Below are 8,758 nucleotides of genomic sequence, written 5' to 3'. Positions count from 1 at the left end.
TGTTGAATCGATTGGCTCATGTGATCAACTGCATCGAGTGTGCGGTTGATTTCTTGGGCTTGAATCAGTGCTGAGTTTGCCAGTTCACCGATTGCTTCAGAGTTTGTCCAGATCGCCTGATTTACCTGCAATGCCGATACCTGCACTTTCGACACAATCAAGCGCAAACTTTCAACGATACAGTTGAAAAAGTCGGCAACTGTACCAATTTCCCCTTGTTTGACTTCAGCACGCACCGTCAAGTCACCTCTGGCTGCACCTTCTACTTCACTAAGGAGTTTCAAAAGTTGCATTTGCAGGGCTTCTTTTTGTTGTCGTTCCTGAATTGAAGCTGTTTCAGCAATTTGACAACTTTGTTCTACATGTTGGAGAAGCTCTGATTGTTCTAAAGCATAGCCAACTTGAATTGCCACCTGCTTAAACAAAGTGATTTCTATATCTTGCCACTTTCGGTAATCCGAACACTCATGCACTATCAATAAACCATATAGCTTTTTGTTGAGGAAAATAGGTGCCAGTAAATACGCTTTGACCGCAAATGATTCTAGCTGTTTAAGGTATTGCTGGCTCAAATCGGCTTCGTAAATGTTTTCAACGACTTTAACCTCACTTGTCTTATAGTTTTGAAAGTGTTCTTCTGGATGAAAGGGTTCAGTTATGCTTGTTCTTAAAGTTGCTGAACCTTCGTAATTAACGGATTTAGCAATAACTGTACCTTGATAGTTTTCGTCTAAACGATAAAAAAGCACTCGCTCGGCTCGTATGGCTTTTCGCGTGCTAGAAACTGCTGCTTTCAAGATTTTTTCAGTGTCTAGTGATTCACGCATCGCCGTAGTTATTTCATTGAGCTGCAGTGCTAGTTTCGTTTCATCTTCTTGGTATCGGATTTGTTCTAAGGTTCTTTCTGCCATTATGTTAAAATTAATGGCTAATTGACCAACTTCATCAGTAGCAAAAATCTCAGCCCGAGAAGAGCGATCGCCAGCAGCAAATTTTTGCGCTGCTTGCTGTAGATTTTCGATAGGTTTAATAATTGTCCGCCTAAGAATAACTGCCCAAATAGCAATAATGATGAGTGCGACAACAATGGTGAGGGTTTGTTCCAGCAAACTTTGTAGCAGTAAATGATTGAAAAATTTTTCTGGAGTTCCCCGCACTAAAATAGCGCTTGACTGTCCGTCAAAAACTGCTGATAGACCATCAGCTTCTTCAACTATTTTATTAGGGACAGCCTTTGCTGCTATGGTGTAGGTTTCATTTCCTACTACCATGCGTCTAGTGACCACTGTTCCTTCGGTTGAACTTGCTGCTTCTTTGAGTAGAGATTCCGTCTCTTTTTTTGGTAACTCTACATTAGAGAGAGCTTGGTTGAAATCCTTAGATTCACCTTGAGCAACAGAAGTGGCTAGGGCAAACTCTCCCGTAGATTTCCGTAAGTAAACAGCACTGTAACCGCCTCCAGTTGCTTCTAAAGTGTTCTTAACAATAGGTTGTTTGCCATTAACTATATCCCCAGATATTAAAGCACCCACAACAGCTTTTGTGTTTTGATCTCTGACAGGGGTTACTGTATAACGAATGAGAGCATCATGATTGCTGAAAGTATTTGGTAAGGGAGGTGATTCTTTATTGATTTCTGACCAGCTAACGATTCTACTGGCTTTAATTTGTTTGGGATTTTTGAAAACCTCACTGACTAAGTTGTTAGGATTAAAAACATCACCTTCACGGTCACTATTAGCGTTGACAATAATCTTGAAATCTTTACCTACTAACGTAGCATATTCAATTTGGCGAGCTTTGATTTCGTTTTCAAGAATCCGCTTCACTTCTGCTTTTAAATCCGGACTTATGGTTTTCATTGAATCATAGATAACAGATGCTTTAATAATTGCGGTATTATCTGATTGTCCCCGAAACCCAAAGCCCATTTGATTAATTTTAATATTGTAATTAGTATCTAAAACTGCAACTTCTGACTTAGCTTGTTCAAACAGTTGAGTCCGCAAACCGTTAGTAATTATTAAGGTGGCTCCAATACCTATTCCCAGAATAGATACTAATTCAGAGGCAATTAAAGCAATCAACTGTTTGCGGCTAATAGGAAGGTTGTAAAACCATTGACTTAAAGACGTAACAACTTTTCGATCAGTTGTAATCTTTGTTTCTGCAACTGGGTACGATATCCTATTATTTTTAGTCATGAGAGTTTATACTTAAATTGCATATTTTCTACTACATTCCGCCCTGAAGACTAGATTATGCATTAGTAAATATACTGAAATGTTACCGAAAATATCTATTATGTATAAATGAATATACTAAGCAATTAATGACCTGTCATCTCTCAACCGCATGAGTGAATCTACTGAAAAGCCATGTTCACCGTAGATTCACTCATCAAACAATGAGTCATGACCCTCCGGGTATGCCTATGGCACGTCTACAACGTAAGTCTTGCGGAGGCTTGCGCTTACGCCACTTGAGGCGGCTGTGCAACTGTCTACGGCACGCTGGACGTCAGTCGCCTAGGGAGGAGCCACCGCAGTGGCTCACTAACGACAGCCTTCACGGATTAACTTTATTTGTGCCGAGCTATTTAACTTTTCGAGTTTAGCCTCAATAGCTGTTAAGTCTGCACCCATTTTGTTGAGACCTCCACCAATCCATCTTCTTGGTTAAGACCTTCAAGACGATGTCACAAGCTTTATCTTGCGCTGCTTTTGTGAATTGAGCTTCTACAGACGGATCATGATCAAACAAAAACGTGCGCTTATAAGGTCTTCCATCCAGTGATTTTACTTCCTCCAAAATCTTGGGGACTTCAGCTATCCTTTCAGGGAAGTACTTTGCAGCCAAATTTGCAAACTTCGAGAAGTGCCAGCTCTCATCAGCATTCACCCTTCTTAAAAAGTTAGTGAACGGCTGACCAATTATTTTATAGACTGCTAAGTCGTGCTTATATCCATTGATGGTAGAAGCTTCATCATAGGTAAGGGCTACAAGAAGCTTAAAAGGCTCTTTCATAATCGAGTCAAACTGTCCAAAATCTGACTCTTCTACAGCAAGTGCAGCCTCCATGACTGGAGCAACGCCGAACAGTTTATGATACGCTGTCTTGAACCCAGCATGATGATTCATCTCATCGCAAAGCCATAGCACCATTACGGGCCAGAATTCCTTTGGCATATCAAGAGAGGTTGAGGCAACATAATTAAAGAAGCGAAGTGAATCACCTTCGGTAACTTTGTCATAAGCGAGAATCTCTTGAATATGCTCTTTGGTTGCTACTTCTGGTGAAGGTAACTTAACTGAAGCTAATGCTTCGGGAGAAAGTATATCTTTGTAACTCCAAAAACCAGTCTTTTTTGCTAGTATTTCAGACGCGTCATTCTCATGCTGGGAAGCAAGTGTACTCTTTGTATGTACTATGATTTCAGGTCTTATATTTCTATCGTTTAGTGAGCGATAGATCAAAAAATCATTGGTTTTGCCGGGCACACGGATATAGTCAATCTGATGAATAAATTCAGTTTCCCCAGGCTCTTTTATAAGGGAGAAAAACTTCTTCCCTGCTTTCAGATACAGAGGAGGCTCAGCTTGAAAAGGAGTTTGTTGAATTTTAAATAATTTTGCTATCATTATGCTCCATCAATAACTCTATCGCTTGCATTGCCAGTCCAATCCCTGCTCACAAAAATAAATAAGCTGTAACGCCTTAAAATTGAATACTTATTTGTAAGGGGCATTCCCACAAGGGCGCACTGGCTCCTGTAGCCTGTGGAACTGTAGTCGAGCACTAGCTCAATTTTTCGGCTTGAGTTTTGACTTGCCGTAACGAAAAAAAGCCCAATATATACGCGCAACAGCTTACACGGATTCAAGCTCTGCTCGTAAGTTTGCAGTAGTCGCTCTCGATTCCACAAACGTTAAGTGAGCTGAAGGAACATCCTGAGATAGTAGAGTTTTCTCAGCTTTATGATGTGCAGTTGTAAAATAAACTTGATATCCCGCTGCTTAAGGTCAATAAATCGACCAATTTTGCCATCACTATCACAGCGGTAAAGTTCTTCAGTATTGTATACTTACTAGTCAGTTCCTCGAATAGCTTGTGTACTTCATAAAATAGCTGAATTGTGAATAAATTATCATTCAAAAATGGTAGCTAGCATTCCTAACGTTCCTAAAAATAATCCAAGCGTTGCTCCTTTCGTTGGTATTTGACGGAAAACTATATAAGCGAGAATAGGCTCGACTAACAAAATGGAAGTTATAGAAAAAGCAGTTATCAACCAAATATTTTTGAAAGCCTTGAATCCAAGCATGTAACCTGAAATTACAAATAATCCTGCCAAGGTAACTGTTAGAAAAGCTTGGAAAAACATTCCAAAAAAATTGGAATTAATTGAGAAATTTCTAGCCGCCATCATTTCAGCATAGATGGTCAATATTTCTCCGACAATTAAAAAGATAATTGCTAGGATTTTCAAGACTAACAAATTCATTTTGTTTTCCCAAAAATGGTATGCAATCTAGCACATACTAACTGTATAGTCATGATTTCATCTATTTTGTATAATTCTTAAATCAATTGCCATCTAGACTCCTCTTCAGTCAATGGGTGGTAATTAGATAAATTTAGCTGCCGTCAATTGTGACACTGAATATACAACCAATGCCAACTTGATAACTTCACATCCAATTACGGGCGTGAGTTTGAAAAAGGTGTTGCAAAAAGGTCACAACACTACACCAGTGCAAACCTCCGTGTTCTGGAGTGCCAGAACACAGATTTATCATTTGAAAGCTTGCTCTGTATATTTGCTGAATATTTGCTGCTTATGTCACATTCTAGTTTTATATCTTTTGGTATCAAAAAATGCCATCAGCCTTTAGATAGAGAGAGCCTCACTCTACAAGAAAGCTGAACGATACTAGCTGCCAAAGTCCTTACTAAACATGTCTTTCAGTTATAGTGGCAAGAAAAAATCCGCTTGTTCGACTGCCAAAATAAAAAAAATTTTATACTAAGTTGCGTTCTAATGTGTCATTCTTACTGGAGGGAAGAGTCGCACGAGATATAGCGGTTCTCATTTAAATCACATACACCACCACGGATAAATAAGGAAAGACCCCGTCCTTAAGGACGGGGTTTAATCCCTATAATGTGAAAGTGCATGCACTTTCACGGAGAGCCATGTATTGCAAGCAACTCCATAAACGCTATATTAGAGGTTAGGAACGGTTGCCCCAATATCAGTGGAACCTCGCAGTCGTCTGCTGAGCTTGATACGCCACTTGCGACAAATCGGCAGAGCAGTTTCTTGGTAGTGGCTCCCCTGCCAACAAACTGCTCGCAACGCACTGTCTCGTGTGAACTCTTGACAAGCTTAATTTATAACTTTCAGCATGATTCTCTAGTTAGAAGCTCCTGCCAGAGGAAAAATGATTTCATCCAAAGTTTTCAGTAATTCTTGCTCATTGTAAGGTTTGGAGAAGTAGGCAGTAGCACCTAGTTGCATTGCCAATTGACGATGTTTATCGCTACTGCGAGAGGTTAGCATAGCGACTGGTATATCTCTAAAGTCAGTATTTGATTTGATACGACCTAAAAAGCCATAACCATCAACACGAGGCATTTCAATATCACAAATAACAGCCTGAACTCTCAAACCACCCTGAAGTTTTTCGAGCGCATCTTGACCATCTTTCGCTTGTTCTACTTGATACCCTCCTTTCTCTAGAGTGAGGGCTAAGAAACGCCGGACATTAATTGAGTCATCTACAATTAAAACCGTACCTTTTTGATTACTTGGCAGCAGTGATTGGTCGTCGGCTGGCGTCAGGAAAGCGGTCTTTAACCTTGGCGATGGTAGTTGATTCGTTCTGGGCGTGCGTTCGTTGGTAACAATCCAATAAAATAACTCGTTGGCATTCACTAGTGGGACTACCCGACCATCACCCAGAATCGTACAGTTGCTAAAGCCACTGGGTAAAGGTATATTTCCTTCAACTCGACGGATAGCAACTTCTTGCTCACCCCAACAACGATCTACTTGTACCGCCACGAGCTGATTATTGCCTTGATTGACGATGAGTATGCTAGAGGCATTAATTGCAGGGGGAGTTTCTAGGTTTGGGTTGTCGTAGCGGGGGCAATTAAACTCTAAATGCTGACCCAGACGAATCAACGGTAACATGTTTCCTTGCCAATTAAGGACTTCGCTGGTTGCCATTGTGAACACTTGCTCGTGATTCAGCAAGAATATTTCTGAAACCGCATCTGTGGGAAATGCTAAAAGCATTCGGTTGCTTTCTATCAGTAAGACTCTTGCGACTGACAGTGTAAACGGCACTGATATCGTATAAGTTGTCCCCTTTCCTGCTACAGTATCAACTTTGACATCCCCTCGTACTTGTTTGAGGTTACTGCGAACCACATCCATACCGACACCTCGACCGGACAAAGCTGTGACTTGGTCAGAGGTGCTAAATCCTGGCTCAAAAATGAGCGAGAGCAGTTCTTCATCAGTAGCTTGCGCTATGAGACTAGGTTCTAACCCCATAGCTATAGCACGGGCACGGATTTTGTCTAGTGGAATTCCACGTCCATCATCTCTGAGAGTAATGATTGTGCGATTGTCTTGATGCGTGCCTTTAATCTCAATTAATCCTTGTTCTGACTTACCGCAGGCGCGGCGTGTTGCTGGGTCTTCTATACCATGATCGAAGGCATTTCGCAACATATGCATCAAAGGCTCATTTAAAGCCTCCAAGATGTTACGTTCAATTAAGACACCAGCACCCTCAATTTTCAGTTGGACGTTTTTGCCGTACTCTACACATAGGTCGCGCAAAGCCCTAGGAAAGCGATCAACAATATCAGATAGCGGACGCATCCGTACTTGAGTCAGCTTTCTTTGCAACTGCTTGGATGTTTTGGTGAGTTTGCGGGCAAATAAATCTGTATCGTCAACACTGAGTTGAATGTCACTGGTGACTTCTTGTACCTGAACGATAGTTTCCATCACTTCCTGAGAAAGCAGGTTTAATTCGTTATAGCTATCCATTTCTAAAGAATCAAACCCGCTTTGTGTCTGGTTCTCATCGCCAAACCCGATGAAATCCTCCACGTTTTGACGTGAGGGCAATGCCAGGAATGGAACACTAGATGACAGCACACTCTGAGTTGCTATCCTATCGTAAGCTGTACGTAATTGCTGATTTTCTCTGCCAAGAACTTGCACTCGCTGGTTCAAATTACGAATCAGTTTGCGTAACCTCTCAAGTTGTAGATTCAATCCGTTGCGCTGAATAATCAGTTCCCCAAACAAATCATTAATTTGCTCAAGTTGCTTGCTAGGAACTCGAACAGTATTTTCCTGAGGTTCACTCTTATTGTTGTTACTAACAGTTTGTTCGGCTTTCTGTTCAACAAATTTGTAATTTGTTGTCGGAATTTCTTGAGAAACAACTGGATTTGGTGGCACTTGAACTTGAGCGTTACTCTCATCCGCAAAAGCTGCCTCTAAAGCTTCAAAATCAGCTGTAATGATTTCACGATCCAACCAAGTTTCTTGTGTTTCTTCTGGTTGCAGAATGTCTGTTTCGGCAACTTCTGTTTCTGGAAACAGGGGTGGTGCTACTTCTACTTGTAGCAGTTGTGTTTGAGTATATGCTGCGGCTTGAGGCGCCAAATCCTCTAGCTGAATTTCTGTTGGTAAGGTCTCTAGTTGATTTGTCATCACCAACGCTTGCGATCGCCGCCATGCTTCCAATGCCACACGCGCAACAGTTTCAATCTCAGAGGAAGCAGCTTGCTCAAGCAGGTTTGCCACTGATTCGCAAAGTTGAGTAAAAGCTGGTAATTGCAGCATTTCACCCAAACCACCTAACTCAGCTGCCATAATCGCAACTTCTTCTTTTAAACAGGGCTGTTCGCTATCTGCCAACACGGATTCTAAGCGTTGCAAACATCCTTCTACCTCTGTTTCAAACAGTAAAGGAATGATGTCTTGCCCATCCTCTGGAGACAGCATAGTTGCTGCATCCTCTGGGGTTGGATCACCCAAACGCGCATGCAGTTCTTCAAAAACTGGATAACAGAAAGTCGATAACCACTGCTCATCTATAACATTGCCTTCTGATAACAATTCCACTATCTGACGTAGCCAGTCTACTCCAGATAGCAATAAACTTTGCAACTCCGTATTAATTTCTAAAGAGTTTTTTCTAGTTTTTAAAACTTTAAAGGAATCTTCCAGACGGTGAGCCAAATCACTCAGGGCACGAAATCCCATCATGCCTGCGCCACCTTTAATTGAGTGGGCAGCTCGAAGTGCGGCATTGATTTTTTCTAGAGAGATACGGCTGTTGGTATTAAGTTCCAGCAATACCCCTTCCAGGGTATTCAGGTAATCAGTCGCTTCCTCCAGAAACTGCATCTGGATTTCTAATTCTTTGTCTTGTGACATAATATTTGCTATCAGTCATTAGTCATTAGTGAGTCCAGTCCTGCAGGCGGGTCTCCCACGCCCAGGGAACTGGCGTTAGCCCTCTGGGCGAAGGCAGGCATACCCGTAAGGGTCATTAGGAGGCAGTGCGGTCTTGGGGAGCCAGCGCGTTGGGGAGGCAGTGCGGTCTTGGGGTTTCCCCAAGTGGAGCATCTGCCGTCGGGTCTCCCGACTTGTAGACGCCCGGAGGGCGGTGAGGGGGTCGCAGTCTTGGCGGTTCCCGTCGATTGCGAACCCCCGAACCC

At 42.0% G+C, this 8,758-nt stretch carries 4 protein-coding genes; all 4 read right to left on the bottom strand.

Annotated features, from left to right (window positions below):
• Positions 1–2,204, bottom strand: a 2,204-nt coding sequence (locus DP116_RS24760) for a GAF domain-containing protein (protein WP_169157685.1), incomplete at its 3' end; no start/stop codon positions are given.
• Positions 2,205–2,619: 415 nt separating this feature from the next.
• Entirely contained in the window at positions 2,620–3,642 is a 1,023-nt protein-coding gene (locus DP116_RS24755; protein WP_169157684.1) for a hypothetical protein, read from the bottom strand.
• 506 nt (positions 3,643–4,148) lie between these two features.
• Positions 4,149–4,505, bottom strand: a complete 357-nt coding sequence (locus DP116_RS24750) for a hypothetical protein (RefSeq protein ID WP_169157683.1) — start codon at positions 4,503–4,505, stop codon at positions 4,149–4,151.
• 912 nt (positions 4,506–5,417) lie between these two features.
• A complete protein-coding gene (locus DP116_RS24745; protein ID WP_169157682.1) occupies positions 5,418–8,474 on the bottom strand; it encodes a hybrid sensor histidine kinase/response regulator in 3,057 nt (1,018 codons plus the stop codon).
• Positions 8,475–8,758: the final 284 nt, after the last annotated feature.

Origin of the sequence: Brasilonema bromeliae SPC951, from assembly GCF_012912135.1 — a bacterium.
GTDB classification, from domain to species: Bacteria; Cyanobacteriota; Cyanobacteriia; order Cyanobacteriales; family Nostocaceae; genus Brasilonema; species Brasilonema bromeliae.
Note: the sequence above shows the minus strand (reverse complement) of the source record. Positions and strands in the feature narration are given on the sequence as shown.

Excerpts from the sequence above, each read along its gene's own strand:
- DP116_RS24755 (WP_169157684.1), bottom strand. The coding sequence starts at position 3,642 with ATGATAGCAAAATTATTTAAAATTCAACAAACTCCTTTTCAAGCTGAG.
- DP116_RS24745 (WP_169157682.1), bottom strand. The coding sequence starts at position 8,474 with ATGTCACAAGACAAAGAATTAGAAATCCAGATGCAGTTTCTGGAGGAA.
- DP116_RS24750 (WP_169157683.1), bottom strand. The coding sequence starts at position 4,505 with ATGAATTTGTTAGTCTTGAAAATCCTAGCAATTATCTTTTTAATTGTC.